The sequence below is a fragment of the Microvirga sp. P4_G7 genome (genome assembly GCF_056401005.1).
The window spans coordinates 1-556 of the sequence record NZ_JBFUKD010001179.1 but is presented as its reverse complement, the minus strand read 5'-3'; the positions used below and the strand labels follow the sequence as shown (position 1 = coordinate 556).

At 59.7% G+C, this 556-nt stretch carries 1 protein-coding gene; it reads right to left on the bottom strand.

All coding sequences use genetic code 11. From position 1 onward, the window contains the following. Positions 1-329: (2Fe-2S)-binding protein (locus AC1DT3_RS23750; RefSeq protein WP_477467598.1), on the bottom strand; the 329-nt coding region annotated here is incomplete at its 3' end. Positions 330-556: the final 227 nt, after the last annotated feature.

Genomic DNA, 556 nt, shown 5'->3' with positions numbered 1-556 from the left:
ATAAAAGCCTGCTGCAGCGGGTGCAACGCGCCGTTCGTCGCGAGACCCTCGATCGTGGTCACGCTCGCCCCGTCCTTCATGACGGCGAGTGTGAGGCAGGAGTTGATACGGCGCCCGTCGACCAGCACGGTGCAGGCACCGCATTGGCCGTGATCGCATCCCTTTTTCGTTCCGGTGAGATCGAGATGCTCTCGCAGGGCGTCCAACAGGGTCGTCCACGGAGCGATTTCCAGCTTGGCTTCAACACCGTTTACGGTCAATGCAACCGAAATCTTCTCAGGCGACGGGATGGTTGCTCTCGCGGGCGAAATAGATTGTGCCACGTGCATTCTCCGGCGATCGAAGAACTCGGCGATCAAAGAACTCTTGGACATGAACCAGCGCAGACGCGCACAGGTTCCACTTGGCATCCACAGGTTCCACTTGGCATCCATGTCGGCGTTGTCAATACGCAGGAGATCACAGCTTCGAAACGCGAGGATGCACACATCGCGGCGAAGCGGGTGCAACGGAGACTTCAGGGTCGCTTGGACGAGGCGCAACCGCAGCGACACCC